This is a genomic window from Ochrobactrum sp. SSR, from assembly GCF_030067775.1.
GTDB classification, from domain to species: Bacteria; Pseudomonadota; Alphaproteobacteria; order Rhizobiales; family Rhizobiaceae; genus Brucella; species Brucella teleogrylli.
In genome coordinates, this window is the sequence record NZ_CP125971.1 from 18,334 (window position 1) to 38,013 (window position 19,680).

The following is a 19,680-nucleotide window of genomic DNA, read 5'->3' on the forward strand; positions in this document are numbered from 1 at the left end:
CCGGCAGCGGTTGGCATTGCTTATTGGTCGATCGAGAGATCGTACCAGCTTGAAGAATCCCACCGTGGCGTGTTGTGGTGGTTTTTGAGAACCTTGTTGGTCACGCCGACGAACGGATGTTCGATGGCGAAGATGACTGGCAGGTCTTTCATCTCAAGCTGCTGGATCTGGTGATAGAGATCGGCGCGCTTGGCCGGGTCGAGCTCGCTTGCGGCCTTGTCGATCAGGCTGTCCATTTCGTCAGACTTATAGTCGAACTGGTTGGACCATGCCGTGCCGACCGGAGCGCCGGAGCGCAGCCAGACGGTGGTGGAAACAGCCGGATCGGAACGGAACTGGTGCCAGCCGCTTGCCGTGTCGAAATCGTGATCGCGATAGACGCCGTTCAGGAAGCCCGGTGCGTCATTGGTCAGGATTTCAACGTCGATGCCGACTTCCTTCATGGCTTGCGCATAATATTCAGCCCAGAGCTGAGTATATTCGCCCCATGGTGCCGGACGGTGACGCAGCTTGAAGCGGACGCCGTTTTCTTTGACGGGATACCCAGCCTCGTCGAGCAGCTTCTTGGCCTTTTCCACGTCATATGGATAGGTCTGGACCTGATCGGTATAATTTGCACCGCCAGCGCTCGGGATCGGACCGCGACCCGGCTTGGCGTAGCCGCGCATGATCGTCTTGATTGCAAAGTCGATGTCGAGCGCGTGATAGATCGCCTGACGAACCTTCAGATTGGCAAGGATCGGGTTGCGCAGATTGAACTCGATGGTCGAGTGGGCAACGTTGTTTTCGAAACCCTTGGTGCCTGTGTCGAAGCGGCCATCCTTCTGGAGGCGCTCGGTGTCCGACATGGAAATGCCGTTGAAAGCGGTTTCCATCATTTCGCCAGCCTCAAGCGCTGCCGCTGCCGCTGCCTTGTCCGGCATGAAGCGCCAGATAATGCGGTCGAGGTAAGGATATTCCTTGCCGCGCCAGTAATCATCATTGCGCTCGGCGATGATGTGCTGGCCGCGCTCATATTCGACAAACTTGAACGGACCCGTGCCGACCGGCGCGGAATTGTACTTGTTCTTCAGAATGTCGGTGCCTTCATAAAGATGCTTCGGCACCGGATGACCGAGATCCGGCATCGCGGCGACCAGCAATTCCAGCGGCATCGGCTTGGAATAACGGAACACGGCGGTATGCGGATCGGTGCAGTCGACAGCTTCGAGATTGGCCTGAAGCGTGGTCGAATAGTTAAGCAGCTTCTTCCAGAGGTTCATCGCGCTGAACGAAACGTCATCGCAGGTGAATGGCTGGCCGTCGTGCCAGCGCACATTTTCGCGCAGCTTGAAGGTGATGGCCTTGCCGTCTTCCGATGAAGACCAGCTCGTTGCCAGAACCGGCACGTAGCCCTCGTAAGTGCGGTCGATCAGCGGCTCCATGATGCGACCGGTGATCTGGTAAACGCCGGTCGAGGCGCGCAGCGCAGGGTTGAGGACGCCCTGCTCGGTATTCATATGGACAATGACCGTACCGCCGCGCTTCACTTCTTCAGCGTTGGACGACGCCGTAGCAAGTGAAAAGGCTGCGAGAAACAGGCCAAGGCCAGCTTTTCTGATATGCATTCTATGTTCCCCTGAAGGACGTTGAGGAGGGCTTTCCGGCCTCTTTTCCCGCACGTCCCGATATTGTTCAAGCCCCTGAAACTGCTCTTTAAAGCAGCGTTCAATGGCCTTTTCCTTATGCAAGCACCGTTATGCTAGAATCCGCTATGATTTTGTCAAGATAAACTAATTTGTGCGATAAAATTAGTATAATTTCTCGATAACCATGCGTTAATAAATGTCGATTTTCTATCTTGGAGTTTGTTGATGAGCCAGATTTCTCCCGAACAGAGTGAAAATGCGGGCAAAACCAAACCCGGAGCGGTCTGGGTCACCGGCGCCGGTTCGGGCATCGGCGCTGCAATGGCACGCCGTTTCGCAAGCGAGGGTTGGCCGGTGGCCCTGACAGGCCGGAAGGCGGAAGGGCTGGCCATCATCGCGGATGAAATTACTTCTGCAGGCGGCGAGGCCCGGATATTCCCGGCTGATGTGCTCGACCGCAAGGCGATGACAGATGTCGCTGAAGCGATCGTCGAATGGACCGGGCGTCTCGATGTTGTCTGCAACAATGCTGGGCTTAACATTCCGCGCCGCAGCTGGTCGGATATCGATTTCGATGCATGGGATGATGTCATCGACATCAATATCAAGGGCGCGATCAACGTGATTGCAGCCGCGCTTGCACCAATGCGGGCGCAGGGTGGCGGCCTGATGATCCATACATCTTCCTGGGCGGGGCGTTTTTCGTCGCCCGCTGGCGGCGTACCATATGGCGCCTCCAAACACGCGCTCAACGATCTCAGTGCGAGCCTGAACGCGCAAGAGGGACAAAACGGTATTCGTTCCACGGTGCTTTGTCCCGGTGAGGTGGCGACGCCGCTTTTGGCGCGCCGTCCGGGTTTTGATCTCGCACGCATGGATGACGTCATTCAGCCGGAGGATATGGCCGAAACCGCGCTCTATGTCGCCAGAATGAATCCGAAGGTCACAATTCATGAGATTGTGCTGGCGCCGACAAAGAAATAAGCCTCCATCCACTAACATCTGATTTTATCAAAAAAGGAAACTCCACATGTCTCACCCGGTAAAAGGCGTCGACCACGTTTTTCTGCTGGTTAATGATCTGGAGAAAAGTGCCGAGCAATACCGTCGCTTCGGATTCACGCTGAGCCCCCGCGGACTGCACAGCAAGGAAAAAGGCACCGGCAATTACACGATCATGTTTCCGGAAGATTACTTCGAGCTTCTAGGCATTGTTGCTGAAACCCCGGGCAATCAGCACCAGCGCCAGAAACTTGCGGCGCAAGGTGAAGGACTGCATGCCATCGCCTGCCGGATCGACAATGCACGCGAGGCAAAGGCGGAGCTAGCAACACTCGATATAGCGACGGGCGAAGTTGGCGCATTCCAGCGCCCGGTGCAGCTGCCGGGCGGCGGCGAGGGCGTCGCAGCGTTTGAAACAGTCTCTTTTGCCGACAGCGAAGTTCCGCAGGGCATGGTTTTCATGTGTCAGCACAAGACCCGCGAAACGGTCTGGCTGCCGGAGCTGATCGAACATGAAAATGGTGCTATCGGTCTCTCGACTATCGTCATCATCGCTGCCGATCCTGAAACAACTGCGAAAGGTTTTGCCCGTCTGTTCAAGGCCGGGGAAGCGGTTGAGCACGATGGCGGATGGAAAGTTCTGACCGGGCCGAACTCGGCCGATCTACTGGTTCTGGATCGCGAGAAAGCGTCGTCGCTTTACCCGAATGTCGATTTGGACAAAACGCCTGCCAGTGCTTTTGCAACCTTGCGCATTCGCGTGAGATCACTGGATAAAGCGCGTGCCGCACTGACCGCACATGGCGTGTCCTTTGCGTCAACGGCGGCAGGCGTGGCCGTTTTGCCCGAGAACGCCAGCGGCACAATTCTGGAGTTTTCAGAACAGTAGGCGTTGTGCCCCGTAAAGGACTCAAGGCGCGGTTGCCATAAACCGCGCCTCCAAGGCATGGATCGAAACGATCCAGTCGTACACTTGAAATGATTGCACTGGTAACTTTCAGTTGGCTATTTTTTACGCAAATGCTCGAAAACATTGCATTTTTGTATGTCGGATCTTTTTCTGTAGCGTCATTTCAGGCGCTTGGTGTCTGAAAAGAAGGTTGCCCCTGCTTTTCGCGCACAATTAATGCTTAATACTTATTCAAATTGATCAAAAATTATTCTAGAGAGTGATCATTATGAGATTACATACCGACTCTGGAGATGAAATTTTGGTCAACGTCCATGAAAAGCTCGAGCCCATTCTCGAAGATGTCCTCCATCGCAACGCGGGTGAAATTGAATTCCACCAGGCCGTGCGAGAGGTGTTGGAAAGTGTTGGGCGCGTCATTGCGAAACGACCATATTATGCCGACAATGCCCTGATCGAACGCATTTGCGAGCCGGAACGGCAGATTATTTTCCGCGTGCCGTGGGTTGATGATCAGGGTCGCGTACAGATCAATCGCGGTTTCCGCGTGCAGTTCAATTCGGCTCTTGGACCTTACAAGGGCGGGATTCGCTTCCATCCTTCGGTCAATGTCGGCATCATCAAGTTCCTCGGCTTCGAACAGACGTTTAAAAATGCGCTGACCGGCATGCCGATTGGTGGCGGCAAGGGCGGCTCGGATTTCAACCCGCGTGGCCGTTCCGACGCTGAAATCATGCGCTTCTGCCAGTCCTTCATGACCGAACTTCATCGTCATATCGGCGAATATGTGGACGTTCCAGCGGGTGACATCGGCGTTGGTGGGCGCGAGATCGGCTATATGTTCGGTCAGTACAAGCGACTGACCAATCGCTATGAAGCCGGCGTATTGACCGGCAAGGCGCTGTTCTACGGCGGTTCCAGGGCGCGCAAGGAAGCAACCGGTTATGGTGCGACCTATTTCGTGCAGCGCATGCTTCAGGCCCGCAAACAGGATTTCGATGGCAAGCGCGTTGTCGTTTCCGGTTCGGGCAATGTTGCCATCTACACAATGGAAAAGGTGATCGAGTTTGGCGGCAAAGTGGTCGCCTGCTCCGATTCCAATGGTTATATCGTTGACGAGAACGGTATCGATCTTGATCTCGTCAAGGAAATCAAGGAAGTGCGTCGCGAACGTATTTCCGAATATGCACGCCAGAAGGGCCAGTCCGTCCATTACATTGAGGGCGGCTCGATCTGGGATGTTCCCTGCGATGTGGCCATGCCGTCGGCAACTCAGAACGAGTTGACCGGCAAGGATGCCAAGACGCTTGTGAAGAATGGCGTTATCGCTGTCGGTGAAGGCGCTAACATGCCCTCCACGCCTGAAGCGGTGAAGATTTTCCAGGATGCGAAAGTTCTCTTCGCGCCCGGCAAGGCTGCCAATGCGGGCGGTGTGGCGACTTCGGCGCTTGAAATGCAGCAGAACGCATCGCGCGATAGCTGGACCTTCGAGCAGACGGAAGCGCGTCTGGCTGAAATCATGCGCAATATCCACGATCTTTGTGCGGAAACCGCCGAGGAATATGGCACGCCGGGCGATTATGTCCTCGGTGCCAATGTCGCCGGTTTTGTGCGGGTGGCAGAAGCCATGGATGCTCTGGGCATTATCTGATTGAACAGGAGGGCGGGACCGTAGGGCTCCGCCTTCAACTTTTCTACGCGGCTCATTATAGAATGACATTTGCTTCGGTATGAGCTTGCGCTACCATTATTTCCCATCAGAGTTGTTGCTACCATTAGCCAGCTTCCATTTTTGGAAGATGGATTGCCGCGATTCTCGGCAGTTTCGGCGAACCGTCGACGGGTTCGTCATTTTGATCAAATTGCTCCCACAAATTTTGCAAAATCCACGGCTTGAACGGTTGATCCATCAATGGAACTCTGCTCAATAGTTCTATGAAAGCGGTGACTTAGGGAGGGGATCGCTGAATGTCTGTAATGCCCGAATTGCGTGCTGATACCATAATTTATAACGGCACGATCTGGTGTGGATACGAAGAGGGCACAGTCGAAGCCCTGGCAATCTGGCAAGGCAAGGTGCTTGCCACCGGCACTAAAGATCAGGTCTGGGGCCTCAAGGGCGACAAGACGCAGTTGATCGATCTGGAAGGGCGTTTCGCCACACCGGGACTAAACGATTCTCATCTTCATCTGATATCGGTCGGGCTGACGCTCAAATGGATTGATGCAACGGCTGATGCCGCGCCTACGCTGGAAAGTCTTCTGAATGCAATCCGCGAAACGGCGGCTTCTGTTCCTCCGGGCACCTGGATCAAGGCGCGCGGCTACGACCAGACCAAGCTGGATATTGGTCGTCATCCGCATAAATCGGAACTTGATGCGGTTGCGCCAGACCATCCCGTGATGCTCGTGCGCGCCTGCGGTCACGTTTCGATCTTCAACTCGAAGGCCTTCGAACTTGCAGGGATCGATGAAAACTCTCCGGTTCCCGACGGCGGCTTGATCGAGCAGCGGAACGGCGTGCTGACCGGCATGGTTGCCGAAAATGCGCAAGGCGCGGTTCGCAAGGCCATCCCGACCGCGACGACAGAGGAAATGATCGAAGCTATCGAAGCAGCAGGCAATCTGCTGCTTTCTTACGGCATTACCAGCGTCATGGATGCAGCGGTCGGGCAGGTTGCAGGTTTCGACGAAATTCGCGCCTATAATATTGCCAAGCTGCAAAAGCGTTTGCCGGTGCGAACGTGGCTGGTACTGCTGGGCGATCCGGGCCCGTCAATCGTTGAAAAATGCTATGAGGCCGGGCTGGTCTCCGGTGTCGGTGATGACATGCTGACCGTTGGCGCCGTCAAGATATTCCTCGACGGTTCTGCGGGCGGTCGCACGGCTTGGATGAGCAAACCATATCTGGGTGACGACAACAATATTGGCGTGCAGATTTTGCCCGATGCGGAGCTTGAGGCACTTGTGCTTGATGCGCACAAGAAGGGATATCAGCTTGCGTGCCACGCGATTGGTGATGCTGCCATCGGGCAGCTCATCACCGCTTATGAGAAAGCTTTCACTGCCTATCCAGACCCGAACCGCCGTCATCGCATTGAGCATTGCGGATTTTCAACGCCGGAACAGCATGCGCGCATGCAGAAGGCGGGCATTTATCCATGTCCGCAGCAAGTCTTCATCTATGATTTCGGGGATGCCTATATTTCGGTTTTGGGCGAGGAGAGGGCTCTTTCAAGCTATCCGCTCAAGACGTGGAAAGACCTTGGTTTCAAACCGGCAACGGGAAGCGATGCGCCGGTCTGTCATCCAAATCCCTATCCCAACATCTATTCGATGCTGACGCGCGAAACGGGCAGGGGCACGGTGATGGATGCGCGACAGTGTGTGACCATTGAAGAGGCTCTTCAGGTCTATACGGAATATGGCGCGTTTTCGCAGAAGTTAGAAACCGTAAAAGGCAAACTGGTCCCGGGACAGGTGGCTGATATTGCAGTCTTTTCGCGCAATATGCTCACCGCGAAGCCGAAGGAAATTCTCAACGATACGCATTGCGTGCTCACCCTTCGCGAAGGTGAAGTGGTGTTCGAACGTTCGTAGGGAGAACAGGCAGCGAAGCCTCGGTTGCGCTGCCTGAATACGTTCATTCATCCGATCTACAAAAATCAAAAGGGGAAGATCATGAGGAAATTTGCGTTGCTTGCGGCGGTGTCCGTCGCATTGTTGGCCGGAACTGCGGCCTTTGCTGCCGATACGCCGCGCTCGGGAGGCGTCGTCAACTTCGTTGCGCCTTATGGCGACAGTTTTTCGACACTGGATATTCAGGCATCGCCTGCAACACAGGACGAATTCTACGCCAAGGCCATTCATCGCACGCTCTATGACTGGGATGCGGATCTGAACAAGCCGGTTCTGGCGCTGGCGACAGATGTAGGTGTTTCGGACGACAAGCTCGTCTATACTTATAAGCTGCGTCAGGATGCATTTTTCCATGACGGCAAGCCATTGACGGCAGACGATATTATCTGGAGCTACACCCGGATAATGGACCCGAAGAAGGCCATGCCTCCAGCGCGCTATATAGCGGAAATCAAGGGCGCTGAGGATTATGGACAGGGCAAGGCCAAGGAAATTTCGGGTCTGAAGAAGATCGACGATCACACGCTGGAAATCACGTTGAAGCAGCCGATTGATCCGGGCTTCCAGTTCATGCGCAACAATACCGCAATCTATCCTGTGGGACAGGGCGACAGCGAAGAGTTTCAGCGCCATCCGATCGGTCTTGGACCTTACAAGTTTGCCGAATATGTGCCCGGCTCGCGTCTGACGGTCGAGAAGTGGGACAAATATTACGATAACGGCAAGCCCTACGCCGACAAGATCAATATCATGATCATGGGCGATGCGGCAGCGCGCGATGTTGCCTTCCGCAACAAGGAAATCGATGTGGCCGTGCTCGGGCCGGCACAATACAGCACCTATCGCGCGGATCCGGAACTTGGCAAAAACATGCTCGAAGTTGCTGAAGCCTATACGCGCGCGGTCGGTTTCAATCCCGATTTTAAGCCGTTTCAGGATAAGCGTGTTCGCCAAGCCATCAATTACGCCATCGACAGTGATCTGATCATCAAGCGTCTCGTCAAGGATAAGGCTTACCGTGCGGTTGGCTGGCTCCCGAACTCGTCGCCTGCTTTCGACAAGGATGCCAAGCCCTACCCCTATGATCCTGAGAAGGCAAAGGCTCTGCTCGCAGAGGCCGGTTATCCGGATGGTTTCGAATTTGAATTGACGGCCACGCAGAATGAAAGCTGGGGCTTGACCATTGTTCAGGCCATCATCCCGATGCTCGCAAAGGTTGGGATCAAGGTGAAAGCAAAGCCTGTCGAAGCATCGGTTCTTGCCGATGTGGTTCCAGCCGGTAATTTCCAGGCCTATATGTGGTCGCTGGAAAGCGGCCCGGACGCGCTCACGGCGATGCAGTGCTTCTATTCCACGACACCGCAATCGGCCTGTAACTATCAGAAGTTCTCCAACGCGGAATTCGACAAGATTGTCGATGCCGCGAAAGCCGTCAAAACCGAAGAAGAGAAGAATGAGCTTCTGAAGAAAGCCAACAATCTGTTGCAGGAAGAAGCGCCGGTCTGGTTCTTCAACTATAACAAGGCTGTCATGGCGCATCAGCCATGGCTGCATGGCTTGCAGCCAAATGCGGCCGAGATTGCAATTCAGTCCTACGAAAAGCTTTGGGTCGACGACACGGTTCCGTCCGGTCGTTAATCCGAGCTTCCATGGACCGGCCCGCTCGTTTTCGGGCGGGCCACAAATCCCCTTTGCTCCAGCGTTTCATCGCTGATCTGAAAGGAGGACTGCGTGCTCTATTTTATTGTCCGCCGCGTCTTGCAGATGATACCGACAGTTCTGGCTGTATCGTTGCTGGTCTTCGTCATATTCAGCGTTGTTCCGGGCAGTATCGCTTCCGGCCTCGTCGCCAGTGGCAAAGGCATGAGCGACCCGAAACTGGTCGAAAAAATCACGCAGGAATTCGGTCTCGACAAACCCGTTCACGTGCGTTTTGGCAATTATCTCGTGCAATTGGCGCAGTTCGATCTCGGTACGTCCTATCGCTCGCGGCAGCCCGTTGTTTCGCTTATTCAGGAGCGTATGTGGCCGACATTGAAGCTCGCTTTTGCGGCCATGGGACTTGCGATTTTGATTGGTGTGCCGCTGGGCTTTCTGGCCGCGCTCAAGCCCGGAAGCATACTCGATAGCACGACCATGATCGGCGCGGTGTCGGGCCTTTCCATGCCGCAATTCTGGCTTGGTTTGCTGGCGATGTATCTGTTTGCGCTGACACTCGGCTGGTTACCAAGCTTCGGTTACGGCGATGGAGGCATACGCAATATCATCCTGCCTGCTCTGACTTTGGGCGTTGCGCCCTTGGCGTTGCTGGCGAGAACCACCCGTGCAGCCGTGCTGGAAGTGATGGGGGCCGATTTTATCCGCACGGCGCGTTCAAAGGGCATGAACAGTTTCAGGCTGGTGAAATGGCACGTCATGCGCAATGCGCTGGTGCTGATCATCACGACCATCGGTCTGCAATTCGGATCGATGATGGGGCAGGCCGTGGTGGTGGAAAAGCTTTTCTCCTGGCCGGGGCTTGGTTCATTATTGATCGACAGTGTTTCGCTGCGCGATATCCCGGTGGTGCAGGGTGCAATTCTCGTGATCGTTTTATGGTTCCTCGTCATCAATACGATCGTTGACATTCTCTACGCGGTCATCGACCCGCGTATCAGCCACGAGTGACGCCCATGAAGCTCCGTTTCAATCTCATATTCGGCGGGCTGGTATGCATCATCATTTTGATGGCGGCAGTCTTCGCACCGCTGCTGGCGCATTATAATCCGGTTCTTGATGCCGACCTGATGAATGCCGAACTGCCGCCCGACGCCCAGTTCTGGTTCGGGACCGACGCACAGGGGCGAGACGTCTATTCGCGTATTCTCTATGGCGCGCAAGTGTCTCTGACGGTTGGTATCGTCTCACAGTGCATCAACACGGTGATCGGCCTTAGCTTTGGCATATCCGCTGGCTATTTCGGCGGCTGGTGGGATGATTTTGTCAACGGGTTGACCAATCTGATGCTTGCAATCCCGTCACTGATCTTTGCGCTCGCCATCATGGCGGTTCTCGGTCCGGGCCTGCCAAGTCTCTTGCTGGCGCTTGGGCTGACAAACTGGTCATGGACGTGCCGCATTGCCCGCAGTTCCACGCTTTCCCTCAAGAAGCAGGGCTATGTGCAGGCTGCAAAGATGCTCGGCTACAGCGATATTCGCATCATGATCACACAGATCGTGCCGAATATGATCGGACCGATCCTCGTTATCGGCACGCTTGGCATGGGCGACGCCATCCTTGCAGAGGCGGCACTTTCCTATCTCGGGCTCGGTATCAGCCCGCCAGATCCAAGCTGGGGAAATATGTTGACCGACGCCCGCGAACTGATCGTCAGCGCGCCATGGGCGGCAATCTTTCCGGGTCTGGCGATTTTCTTCACCGTGCTCGGCCTCAATCTGTTTGGCGATGGGCTGCGCGACTGGCTCGACCCGCATATGAGGACACGCAAGGTATGAGCGAAGAAACACTTCTGGAGGTGGAAAACCTTCGCATTGATATCGTTTCCGGTTCTTCCCGACACAATGTGGTGGAAGACGTGTCTTTCACCATTGGCGCGGGTGAAACCTTTGGTCTCGTGGGGGAATCCGGTTGCGGCAAAAGTATCACGGCTTTGTCGATGATCGGCTTGCTGCGCAAACCTTTGGCGATTACTGGTGGTGCGATACGCTTTAAAGGGCAGAATCTGGCTGCCCTGTCGTCCCGCGAGATGCGCAAGCTGCGGGGCAATCGCATCGCCATGATTTTCCAGGAGCCGATGACGGCACTCAACCCCCTATCGCCGGTAGGGCGGCAGATCGCGGAAATGTTTGTGCTGCATCAGGGCGCGACATGGCATGAGGCTGAACGCAGGGCCGTCGAAGCGCTTGCAAGTGTTCAGGTTCCGGCACCCGATCAACGGGTCAAAAACTATCCCCATCAGATGTCGGGCGGCATGCGCCAGCGCGTGATGATTGCGATTGCGCTGGCCTGTGATCCCGATCTTTTGATCGCCGACGAACCGACCACAGCACTCGACGTGACGGTACAGGCAGAAATTCTGCGTCTGATGCAGGACCTTTGCACCGCCAGAGGAACCTCTGTGCTGATGATCAGCCACGATCTCGGCGTCATTGCCAAAATGTGCCGTCGTGTCGGCGTCATGTATGCCGGGCATCTGGTCGAGGAGCGCATAACGGCGGGGCTGTTCCGACATCCGTCGCACCCCTATGCGCACGGACTTCTGGCATCGCTGCCACAACTCGGTTCGCGCCAGAAGGAAGGTCAACGGCGACTTCAGGAAATCGAAGGCGTCGTGCCATCTATTTCCGCCTTTCCAAAAGGCTGCCGGTTCGAACCGCGCTGCACACGCGCAACCGAAATATGCCGTGCGGAAAAGCCCGGCTGGACTCCGCTTCAGGATATGGGTGTGGTGAGGTGTTTTCATCATGAATGACATGCGTTCAACCCAGACGACCAATGCGCTCGTTACTATTGACGATCTATGCGTCTATTTTCCCGTCAGCGGTGGACTATTCAGCCGTTCCAGGCAGTTGCTGCGCGCTGTCAACAATCTCAGCCTGACGCTCAATAAGGGCGAGTGCCTGTCGATCGTTGGCGAATCCGGTTGTGGGAAATCCACCCTCGCGCTTTCAATTGTCGGATTGCAAAAGCCGACGAGCGGCGAGATTTATTTTGAAGGCCGTCCGATCACTGGCAAGAACGAGCCATCGCGGCTTGAGCGCTCGCAAATGGCGCAAATGGTGTTTCAGGACCCATTCGCTTCGCTCAATCCGCGCCAGACCGTTTATACATCACTCGCTGCGCCTTTGCGGCTGCATGGGGTGGCATCGCGCAGCGAAGTTGACGGGCGGGTTGAAGATATTTTGCGTCTGGTCGGTCTCAAACCTGAGCATGCGAAACGTTTCCCGCATGAGTTTTCCGGCGGTCAGCGTCAGCGCATCGGCATTGCGCGGGCGCTGTTGCTCAATCCGAAGGTGATTGTCCTTGATGAGCCTGTTTCGGCACTCGATGTTTCCATTCGCGCGCAAATCATCAATCTGTTGCTGGAATTGAAGGAAAGGCTTGGTCTGTCCTATATCATGATCAGCCACGATCTCAGCGTCGTGGAGCATATGAGCGACCGCGTGGCGGTGATGTATTTCGGGCAAATCGTCGAAAGTGGGCCATGGGACCGGATTTTTTCGAACCCGACCCACCCTTACACAAGGCGATTGATCTCGGCTATTCCTGATCCGATGACCGAACTTTCCGGTGGGCGTCTGCTCGACGATGGCGCAGCGCCGCCGGCGCCAGAAGGCTATGCCTTCTATCCGCAGGGTTTTGGCGGGCATGATGTGCACCAGATACCACCGCCCACGCAATTCATCGACATTGGTGGTGGTCAACGCATCCGCGTTATTGAGAGAGCGTGAGAAGCAGCGCAGATTGATATAACGCCGATATTGAAATGCCGTCGCAGAACGCACCAGCATTTCTGTTGGAACGTCATCCGCTTCGCTTGTGACGGCGAAGCGGATGACCAGAATTAACATTACTTCGGCGGAGCCACCGCGACATAGACGACGCTGTGTCCGTTATACTTTGGCTCGAACCAGTTTCCGTTGCAGTCCTTATAACTTATGCCGTTGACTACAACGTTGGTACAATCTGGCGGAACATTGGCAATGACCGAATCGATGGCGGCGATAATTTGCCCCGTCGTATCTGGTTCATTTCGGACGGGATGAACAGGAAGAAAGGTCAGGAGGCCATTCTCAATTTGATCTCGGCGGAGATTGTAACGGACAAGTCTGCGAAATGCGGACAGCCTCGCATCGATCTGACGAACCTCAAATTGCCCATCCCCGCCTTGAAAGATAACAAACATGCGTTCGAAAAGCGGTTCGGCAAGGTAAGCGCCAAGCAATTTGCGCGTTATTCGAACGAACATTAAGTTTCAGGTGCGACAGGCGAGCAGTCGCTCGTCTACCAGCTGGATGGAGAACGGATTATTGGAGTGGCGTTCTCCCAGGCCGCAGCGAACTAGCATATCTCGTGTCCAATCAAGCATAGGTAAGAAACTCGGGCATATGGAATTTCGCTTCGCGTTAGCCATGTTCATTGCAATACGGAGTGTCATGGGTCTCGCGATTGGTATTTTCGTCTTATCGGCTCCATCATTTGCACAGTCTGCGAGTGACGACATCAATGAATTGGCGCGGAAAGTCTCCAACCCCGCTGACGTTGCCCCCAAGTTTTATCCAGTTTTGAGTTCGCTCCAGCGGTATTGTGAGGTGCACCCCGAATTTGGACCACGGAGAACTGGAATTTTCCGGGTTTTGCACTGAGCCCCAAGATTGGACCGCCGGGAATTAGAATTTTCCGGCTCTTGCACTGAGCCCCAAGATTGGACCGCCGGGAATTAGAATTTTCCGGCTCTTATGCCAATGGCGGGCTGATGACGCCATCGGGATTATGCAAGGCAATCGGCACGTTATATCCGATTGCCGAGTGAGGACGATCCTCATTATAGTGTCGACGCCAATTCTCCAACTTTTCGCGCGCATCTTCAAGCGTTAAGAACCAGTGTGCGTTCAGGCACTCGGCGCGAAGCTTACTGTTGAAGGCTTCGATGAACCCGTTATCCGTCGGCTTTCCGGGTCGGGAGAAGTCCAGTGTGACCTTGTTGGCATAGGCCCACAGATCGAGGTCACGCGAAACAAACTCACTTCCATTATCAACCCTTATTGTCTTCGGATAACCAGCACGACGACACACTTTCTCAAGTGTCTGAACGACATCCTCACCACGATAACTGAAGCGCGGATCGGTTGCCGGCGAGTAGCGTGAATGCGTATCGACAATAGTCAGAATCCGGAGTTTCTTTCCTGTTGCCAGCTGATCATGCACAAAGTCCATCGCCCAAACATCATTCGGCCCGATCGCTTGTTGACGATCCTCACGCAGCTTGGCCTTGACACGACGTTTCGGATGTTTATTCCTGAGCTGAAGTCCTAACTCATTGTATATTCGACGTGTTTTCTTCATGTTGATGGTCCAGCCTTCGCGACGAAGCAGGACGTGTACGCGACGGTAACCGTATCGCACACGGGTCTCACAAATCTCTTTGATCCGCTTCTCAACAGCGGCCTGCACGGTGCGGCGGGACTTGTAATTGATAGTCGATCTTTCGAAGCTTAGTGCTGCACAAGCCCGTCGGATCGATATTCCCCAATCAACAAGCATTCCCGCCACCAGATCACGTTTCCGCGCAGGCCTTAAAGTTTTCGGCGGATCACATCCTGCAACATCTCCCGATCAAGCGTGAGGTCTGCAACAATCCTCTTCAGCCGCGTATTTTCCTCTTCCAAGGCGCGCAGCCGCCGTATCTCATCAGGCAGCAGACCTGCATACTTTTTCTTCCAGTTGAAATAAGTTGCCTGGCTGATCCCGCTCTTGCGACAGATTTCCGCGACCGGAACGCCGTCATCTCCCTGCTTGAGAATAAACACCTTCTGAGCGTCCGAAAACTTCGATGCTTTCATGCCTTCCACTCCTTCTTCCAGCTAGGAAAATAGCGCGGAAAACTCTCATTATAAACGGTCCAGTTTTAAGGGAGCAGAGCACGCTTCCTTCATGGTCAGTGTGCCAGTTCATTCTGATATTGTTTTTGGTCGTGGAAGCGGAAAGGTGCGGGGCTTCTCTCTCGATATCGAACCAGTCATTCCTATGCGGTTCAATGATCGCTGGAACGTTATTTCCCACACCGATATTCCGTTAGTCTATTGTAACCCGTTTGGCGAGGTAGGCAGCACTTTCGGGATCGGTGACAATAACGCACGTTCTCTTTGACCCCATCCGCCCATGGCCCATTCATAGGGGCGATAGGGCCGCTGTTCTCGTTCCCAACGGCGGCAGACGACTTACTGGGGTCTGGTAAGTTCTCTCTCGGGCCATCGGGTTTGCTGCTTTATCAAACAAGTGCAATCACGACTGGCCTCTCGGTAAACCATATCTGGTCCGTTCTTGGGGCGGATAGCAGGCCGGACATGAACCGCACCGAACTCCAGCCGTTTATCGGCTGGCATATCGGCAAGGGACGAACAATTTCGGCAAATCTTGATGCTGACTATCATTGGACAGCCAATCAATGGACTGTGCCAGTGTCGGGGTCATTCTCGAAGATCGTGAAGCTTGGCGATCAAACGATGAATCTGTCGCTCGGAGCGAAACATTGGCTGGAAGGTCCAGACGAAGGCCCCAAACGGTCAAATAGCGCGGTCGTCACACAGGAACAATGATGTCAAAGGCCAGCGACCTTTTTCAGATCATCGACGGCTCCGGAGGAGGCTGCAAACACAGGATGGCCTTTAAGTATATTCGCGCCGTTCACAGGGAATGGATGGGTGTACCCGCCAGCTTCGCGCACGAGACAAAAGCCAGCCATGCAATCCCATGCGTGCATGTAAGGCTCGTAGTAGCCGACGAGCCTGCCTGCCGCCACATAGGCGATCATTAGGGCGCCCGACCCATTGCGTATGAAAGTGCCACCGGCTTCCAGCAGATTTTCGACGATCTTCGCCACGGTTTGTGGGGTGACATAGTTATTTGCGCCGATGCCTGTGACTGCGTTTTGAAGTGTCTTCATTGAATCGAGCGCCAGAATCTTGCCATTCAGCGTCGCGCCAAGACCTTTTGCCGATGCATAGAGCTCATCGAAACACGGTGCCTTGATAACGCCAATAACAGGCTCGCCGTCTTTCAAAACGGCAATCGACACACACCAGTTTGGCATACCGTTTACGAAAGGGCTTGTTCCATCAATGGGGTCGACAACCCAGGTAAAGCCCGATGATCCGTCGTTCAGTCCGTATTCCTCACCCAGAAAGCCGTCTTCCTGAAATTTTTCGGAAACAAGCGTGCGAATAAGCTGCTCCACTTCCCGATCAGCAATGGACACAACGTCTTGGGGATCACGTTTGAATTCTATGGTCAGCGCTTCGCGATTGTTGAAGTAGTCGAGTGCCTTGGCGCCAGCCGCCTGCGCAATGTCTTTGGCAAGCGCCAGCCGCGTTTCCAGATCGTATTGGAGATTGTGGGTCATTCTTTGCTTCCGGCGAGAGTGATGATCGGCACGTTTTGGCGGGCTATTGATTGATAAGCGCAAGCCCGCGTGACTTGAAGTGTATCGAGACATCCGTGGATGTTGGCAAGGCTTGTTCCGCTTCGGGGTCAACTATGAAGAGCTTGCCATGTTCCGTTTCGATCTCATACTCGATGTGATCGCCAAGATAAGCGGCGTGCGCCACGCGCCCCGGAAAATCGCCGCCGGCGAGCGGCTGCAGGTTAACGGCGTTCGGTCGGATCGCCAGTTGTGCAGGCCCTATTTTGGCATTACGCGCAGCGACACGGTGGGTCATTGCGCCAATGCGTATGACGGCCTCGTTATTCTCGGTGGCGATCACTTCGCAGGGCATGACATTGGCCTCGCCCATGAAGTCCGCGATAAAAGCCGATGCCGGTGACTCATAGAGTTCACGCGGTGTGCCTTTCTGCGCAATATTACCATCCTTCATTACGATGATCGTATCGGATACGGCCAGTGCTTCATCTTGATCATGCGTTACATAGACTGCCGTGAAACCAAGCCGTTGCTGCAATTCGCGGATTTCCGTGCGCACGCGCCGCCGAAGCCGTGCATCGAGGTTGGATAGCGGTTCGTCGAGAAGCAGCACTTGTGGTTCCAGCACCAGAGCACGCGCCACGGCCACGCGCTGCTGTTGTCCGCCCGAAAGCTCGGCGGGCAGCCGGTGGCCCATGCCGCCCAAACCAACCAGCTTCAGTCCTTCTTCTGCTCGGTCGCGGGCTTCGGCTTTCTTGATGCCGGAAGATTCCAGCCCATAGGCGACGTTATCCAGCGAATTCATATGTGGAAACAGTGCGTAGGACTGAAACACCATCGAAACATCGCGTTCATTGGCTGGAAGATTTGTGACGTCCTTGCCGCCGATCAGAATGCGGCCCGAGCTTGGGTGTTCCAGCCCCGCCAGCAGCCGCAAAGTGGTGGTCTTTCCGCAGCCTGAAGGGCCGAGCAAAGTGACCAGTGTTCCCGGTTCGACAATCAGGGATAGATCGGGCAGGGCGGTGAAGTTTCCAAATTTCTTGGAGACATTCTCGAATGTGACGGAGCCGGGGCGGATCGTCGTCATGCTATTTTCTCCTGATTGGCGGATTTGATCGGCGTGACAGCGGCGACACGATTTTCTCGCCTGAGTTTTCGTTCTCCGACAAGTAACTGAAAGCCGGTGATGATGGCGATCATCACCACAATCAGCATTGAGGAGTAGGCGATGGCGACGCCGAATTGCCCATTTTCAACCAGTCCAACGATGTAGGATGTCGCCATGTTATACTGCGCGGAAACCAGGAAGATGACGGCACTGATTGATGTGATCGCGCGCACGAAGGAATACACCAGCGCTGCGGTTATGGCGGGGCGCAGGAGTGGCAGAATGACCTTGCGAATGGTGCGGAAGCTGTTTGCCCGCAAGGTCAGGGACGCTTCATCAAGGCTTTTGTCGAGTTGGCTCATTGCAGCGACGCCGCCTCGCACGCCGACAGGCATGTTACGGAAAACGAAGCAGGCGATGAGGATTGCCGCAGTGCCGGTCATTTCGAGCGGCGGCAGATTGAACGCCATGATGTAGCTGACACCGATCACCGTGCCCGGAATTGCAAAGCTCAGCATCAATGCGAATTCGAACAGATTGCGGCCGACAAAGCGTTGCCGAACAATCAGATATGCGGTGAGCAAGCCAACAGCGGCTGTGAGCGGTGCTGAGATCAGCGAGATTTCCATTGTGGTCCAGAAGGAGTTCCATGCAACACCGGTCCAAGCAATGCCGGTCTCGGTCCAGCCAATGGAGAAGGCGCGGGTATAATGCTCCAGCGTCAATGTATTATCGAGTCCCCACTGGCGCACAAAGCCGCCGATAAGGATCATGAGATAGACGATGACGGTGAATATCATCCACGGGATAACAAGCACGTAGACGCCGACTTTCAACCCGTGTGGCAAGGCGGCATGCACGCCAGAATCGCCCTTGCCGGTTACGGTCGCGAAGTTTTTGCCAGCGAGCCAAAGGCGCTGGATAAGGAAGGCGCTGAGAGTGAAACACAGCAACACCATGGCGAGGACAGCTGCGCGCGATGGATCATTTTGCGCACCCACCACTGCAAAGAAGATTTCCGTCGACAGCACGCCGTTGCTGCCGCCCAGAACCATCGGATTGCCGAAATCGGCCATGCTCTCGATGAAAGCGATAAGGAAGGCGTTGGCAAGGCCCGGCGCCATCAATGGCAGCGAGACCTTTCGGAAAGTGCGCCAGCGGTCTGCGCGCAAGGTTTGCGACGCTTCCTCCATCGACGGCGACACCCCCTCAACAACGCCGATGAGGACCAGAAATGAAATCGGCGTAAAGGAAAGAACCTGCGCAATCCAGATGCCGGTCAAGCCATAGAGCCAACGCCCCGGCTCGACACCGAATATGTTGGAGATCTGTTCCGTGACCACGCCCGCGCGCCCGAACAACAAGGTAAGGGCCAAACCGACGACGAAAGGCGGCGTGATGATTGGAAGGATGGTGAGAAGTCGAAGTCCTTTCTTGAAAGGGAAGTTTGTGCGCGTCGCCACCAGGGCAAAGGCAAGGCCCATGATTGTCGAGCCAGAGGCCGTCATCAGTGCAAGCCATAAGGTGCGCCATGCAACACCGCAGCGACCTTCCCCCACCACGCAGGCGAGGCTCCAGATGGAGGAATCTTGTATGTTTCCGATGAACCCCTCCGGCTTGAACGAACCGTCGAAGTCCTGAACGGAACCGACAAACATGCTGAGCACCGGGTAGAAAACAAATACACCTACCAATGCGACGAGCATGGTAATGGAGGAAACGACGAAAGCATCGCCTTTCATCACGCCACGTTCAGCAAGACCGAAGGCGAAAATTAGCAAAAAGCAGAGAGAGGTCAGGATTGCGCCTGCACCAAAGGCTGGTTGTCCATCGCTTAGTGCACCAAAGCAGTTTTCACTGATTGTCCAATTCCAACCGGAACCGCCAACAGCCAGCCCTTGAAGGACGAGAAACCCCAGACCAAAAAGGCTTGCCCAGATCAAAATGGAACTGCGCCTGCCCACAGGCAAGGCTATGCGGGCAAATGCACAAACAAGCATAAGGGCCGCCGCAACGCCGAGCCAGGGACGGGAAAAAGCAACGATTTGCAGGATGCCGGGTGCAGTTGTGCTTTCGCTGAACAGGTCGCCAAGCCAGCCAAAACCAAGAAAGCCGTCTTCTATCCGATACCAGGGCAGTAAGACGAAGGCCACCAGCGCAAATGCGAGAGCAATATCCAGTCTGCGGTTTTGCTGTACCATAGTGCGTCCGCTTCATTTCGGGTCTTGGAATTGTTGCGATGAATGGCGAGGCG

16 protein-coding genes are annotated in these 19,680 nt (G+C 54.9%); 10 read left to right on the forward strand and 6 right to left on the reverse strand.

What is annotated here, in order from left to right; all coding sequences use genetic code 11:
• Positions 1-20: 20 nt before the first annotated feature.
• Positions 21-1,607 (reverse strand): ABC transporter substrate-binding protein, encoded by a 1,587-nt coding sequence (locus QLQ11_RS17540; protein WP_283735299.1) that lies wholly within the window; start codon positions 1,605-1,607, stop codon positions 21-23.
• 246 nt (positions 1,608-1,853) lie between these two features.
• On the opposite strand from QLQ11_RS17540, the gene QLQ11_RS17545 reads away from it, so the two are divergent.
• The 9 genes from QLQ11_RS17545 to QLQ11_RS17585 all read left to right on the forward strand — a co-directional run bounded on the left by QLQ11_RS17545 (position 1,854) and on the right by QLQ11_RS17585 (position 12,629).
• Positions 1,854-2,612, forward strand: coding sequence for an SDR family oxidoreductase (locus QLQ11_RS17545; protein ID WP_121538046.1), 759 nt, complete (start codon positions 1,854-1,856; stop codon positions 2,610-2,612).
• Between the two features lie 46 nt (positions 2,613-2,658).
• Positions 2,659-3,519 (forward strand): VOC family protein, encoded by an 861-nt coding sequence (locus tag QLQ11_RS17550; RefSeq protein ID WP_121538044.1) that lies wholly within the window; start codon positions 2,659-2,661, stop codon positions 3,517-3,519.
• A 289-nt stretch (positions 3,520-3,808) separates the two neighbouring features.
• Entirely contained in the window at positions 3,809-5,191 is a 1,383-nt protein-coding gene (gene gdhA, locus QLQ11_RS17555; protein WP_121538042.1) for an NADP-specific glutamate dehydrogenase, read from the forward strand.
• A gap of 326 nt (positions 5,192-5,517) precedes the next feature.
• Complete coding sequence (locus QLQ11_RS17560) at positions 5,518-7,140, forward strand: amidohydrolase (protein ID WP_371830814.1); 1,623 nt, start codon at positions 5,518-5,520, stop codon at positions 7,138-7,140.
• Between the two features lie 81 nt (positions 7,141-7,221).
• Positions 7,222-8,817 (forward strand): ABC transporter substrate-binding protein, encoded by a 1,596-nt coding sequence (locus QLQ11_RS17565; RefSeq protein WP_121538079.1) that lies wholly within the window; start codon positions 7,222-7,224, stop codon positions 8,815-8,817.
• A gap of 93 nt (positions 8,818-8,910) precedes the next feature.
• On the forward strand, positions 8,911-9,846 hold the full coding sequence (locus tag QLQ11_RS17570) for an ABC transporter permease (RefSeq protein ID WP_121538038.1): 936 nt from the start codon (positions 8,911-8,913) through the stop codon (positions 9,844-9,846).
• A gap of 5 nt (positions 9,847-9,851) precedes the next feature.
• Complete coding sequence (locus tag QLQ11_RS17575) at positions 9,852-10,673, forward strand: ABC transporter permease (RefSeq protein WP_109365946.1); 822 nt, start codon at positions 9,852-9,854, stop codon at positions 10,671-10,673.
• Positions 10,670-11,650, forward strand: coding sequence for an ABC transporter ATP-binding protein (locus QLQ11_RS17580; RefSeq protein WP_121538036.1), 981 nt, complete (start codon positions 10,670-10,672; stop codon positions 11,648-11,650). The genes QLQ11_RS17575 and QLQ11_RS17580 overlap by 4 nt, the downstream gene beginning before the upstream one ends.
• Positions 11,643-12,629, forward strand: a complete 987-nt coding sequence (locus QLQ11_RS17585) for an ABC transporter ATP-binding protein (protein ID WP_121538034.1) — start codon at positions 11,643-11,645, stop codon at positions 12,627-12,629. The genes QLQ11_RS17580 and QLQ11_RS17585 overlap by 8 nt, the downstream gene beginning before the upstream one ends.
• 119 nt (positions 12,630-12,748) lie before the next feature.
• Here QLQ11_RS17585 and QLQ11_RS17590 read toward each other — a convergent pair whose 3' ends face one another.
• Both QLQ11_RS17590 and QLQ11_RS17595 read right to left on the reverse strand, forming a co-directional pair.
• Positions 12,749-13,147, reverse strand: a complete 399-nt coding sequence (locus tag QLQ11_RS17590) for a hypothetical protein (RefSeq protein ID WP_121538032.1) — start codon at positions 13,145-13,147, stop codon at positions 12,749-12,751.
• 488 nt (positions 13,148-13,635) lie between these two features.
• A protein-coding gene (locus QLQ11_RS17595) for an IS3 family transposase (RefSeq protein WP_109988023.1) occupies positions 13,636-14,741 on the reverse strand; the annotation gives its coding sequence in 2 pieces (ribosomal slippage) (positions 13,636-14,480 and positions 14,480-14,741; 1,107 coding nt in all).
• Positions 14,742-15,245: 504 nt separating this feature from the next.
• On the opposite strand from QLQ11_RS17595, the gene QLQ11_RS17600 reads away from it, so the two are divergent.
• Complete coding sequence (locus QLQ11_RS17600; RefSeq protein WP_121538030.1) at positions 15,246-15,497, forward strand: hypothetical protein; 252 nt, start codon at positions 15,246-15,248, stop codon at positions 15,495-15,497.
• Positions 15,498-15,499: 2 nt separating this feature from the next.
• On the opposite strand, the gene QLQ11_RS17605 is transcribed toward QLQ11_RS17600, so the two are convergent.
• The 3 genes from QLQ11_RS17605 to QLQ11_RS17615 are packed head-to-tail and all read right to left on the reverse strand — an operon-like array spanning position 15,500 to position 19,627.
• Complete coding sequence (locus QLQ11_RS17605; protein WP_121538028.1) at positions 15,500-16,300, reverse strand: inositol monophosphatase family protein; 801 nt, start codon at positions 16,298-16,300, stop codon at positions 15,500-15,502.
• Positions 16,301-16,343: 43 nt separating this feature from the next.
• The gene (locus tag QLQ11_RS17610; protein ID WP_121538026.1) at positions 16,344-17,405 is read right to left on the reverse strand and encodes an ABC transporter ATP-binding protein; all 1,062 of its coding nucleotides are present in this window, start codon (positions 17,403-17,405) and stop codon (positions 16,344-16,346) included.
• Positions 17,402-19,627 carry an iron ABC transporter permease gene (locus QLQ11_RS17615; protein WP_121538024.1) on the reverse strand — a complete coding sequence of 742 codons (2,226 nt, stop codon included), beginning with the start codon at positions 19,625-19,627 and terminating at the stop codon, positions 17,402-17,404. Before QLQ11_RS17615 ends, QLQ11_RS17610 begins: the two co-directional genes overlap by 4 nt.
• Positions 19,628-19,680 lie beyond the last annotated feature (53 nt).

Excerpts from the sequence above, each read along its gene's own strand:
- QLQ11_RS17565 (WP_121538079.1), top strand. The coding sequence starts at position 7,222 with ATGAGGAAATTTGCGTTGCTTGCGGCGGTGTCCGTCGCATTGTTGGCC.
- QLQ11_RS17540 (WP_283735299.1), bottom strand. The coding sequence starts at position 1,607 with ATGCATATCAGAAAAGCTGGCCTTGGCCTGTTTCTCGCAGCCTTTTCA.
- QLQ11_RS17550 (WP_121538044.1), top strand. The coding sequence starts at position 2,659 with ATGTCTCACCCGGTAAAAGGCGTCGACCACGTTTTTCTGCTGGTTAAT.
- gdhA (WP_121538042.1), top strand. The coding sequence starts at position 3,809 with ATGAGATTACATACCGACTCTGGAGATGAAATTTTGGTCAACGTCCAT.
- QLQ11_RS17560 (WP_371830814.1), top strand. The coding sequence starts at position 5,518 with ATGCCCGAATTGCGTGCTGATACCATAATTTATAACGGCACGATCTGG.
- QLQ11_RS17545 (WP_121538046.1), top strand. The coding sequence starts at position 1,854 with ATGAGCCAGATTTCTCCCGAACAGAGTGAAAATGCGGGCAAAACCAAA.
- QLQ11_RS17575 (WP_109365946.1), top strand. The coding sequence starts at position 9,852 with ATGAAGCTCCGTTTCAATCTCATATTCGGCGGGCTGGTATGCATCATC.
- QLQ11_RS17605 (WP_121538028.1), bottom strand. The coding sequence starts at position 16,300 with ATGACCCACAATCTCCAATACGATCTGGAAACGCGGCTGGCGCTTGCC.
- QLQ11_RS17600 (WP_121538030.1), top strand. The coding sequence starts at position 15,246 with ATGAACCGCACCGAACTCCAGCCGTTTATCGGCTGGCATATCGGCAAG.
- QLQ11_RS17590 (WP_121538032.1), bottom strand. The coding sequence starts at position 13,147 with ATGTTCGTTCGAATAACGCGCAAATTGCTTGGCGCTTACCTTGCCGAA.
- QLQ11_RS17615 (WP_121538024.1), bottom strand. The coding sequence starts at position 19,627 with ATGGTACAGCAAAACCGCAGACTGGATATTGCTCTCGCATTTGCGCTG.
- QLQ11_RS17610 (WP_121538026.1), bottom strand. The coding sequence starts at position 17,405 with ATGACGACGATCCGCCCCGGCTCCGTCACATTCGAGAATGTCTCCAAG.
- QLQ11_RS17580 (WP_121538036.1), top strand. The coding sequence starts at position 10,670 with ATGAGCGAAGAAACACTTCTGGAGGTGGAAAACCTTCGCATTGATATC.
- QLQ11_RS17585 (WP_121538034.1), top strand. The coding sequence starts at position 11,643 with ATGAATGACATGCGTTCAACCCAGACGACCAATGCGCTCGTTACTATT.